The sequence below is a fragment of the Protofrankia sp. CiP1_Cm_nod3 genome (genome assembly GCF_982290655.1).
In genome coordinates, this window is sequence record NZ_CEVIVD010000030.1 from 3,206 (window position 1) to 3,941 (window position 736).

The following is a 736-nucleotide window of genomic DNA, read 5'->3' on the forward strand; positions in this document are numbered from 1 at the left end:
GCCAGCGGGCTACGACACCGTCGTCCGGCTGCCGCTGCGCGACGCCGACGCGGTCGCCCTGGCCCGCACCCTTCTCGCGGGCCTCGACCCGACGCTTCCGCTGGTCATGCCCGGGCTCACCGAGGTCACCATCGTGATCGACGGCGTCCGGCGGACCCTGTCCTGCACCTGGGCGGACCGGGCGCCGGACGGCGTGGAGATCGCCGTGCTCGACGGCAGGCGCTGGCTCGGCCGGGTCCGGCGCGGGATGATCCCGCCCGCTCTGCTCGCCGACCGGCCGGTGGAGGAGCGGGCCCGCACCGGGTTCGAGACGCGGGCCTTCGTACGCGAGGGCGGCTGGCCCGCTGACGTGCCGAAACTCGTCCGCGCGCCGCAGCCGACCGACGAGCGGCTGTCGTTGCCGGTGCTGGCCAGCGTGGGCCTGCCGCTGGAGCCGTCCCGCCGGCACACGGTCGCCGGCCCGCTGCGGGACTGGCTGGTCGACCGGCTCGCCGAGACGGTCGTCGACCTCGCCGTCGACCTGGGCAACGGCCTCCTGCCGCCGCCGGACGCCCAGCCTGCGCCGCCACCCGCGTCGGCGTCGGCACCAGTGCCGACGATCCCGAATGCCGCGTCAGCACAGGCACGGTCGCTCTGGGACGTCCTGAGAGCGCAGGAGGCTCTGGACACCCAGCGGCCACCGGCGGATCCGGCGGGGCCTGCCACCTCGTCGCCGGGAACGGCGTTGGACGCCTCG

General features: G+C 76.4%; 1 pseudogene. It reads left to right on the forward strand.

The window, feature by feature from the left end:
* Positions 1–736: pseudogene (locus tag AC5LUJ_RS08445) on the forward strand (sacsin N-terminal ATP-binding-like domain-containing protein); the annotation flags it as partial.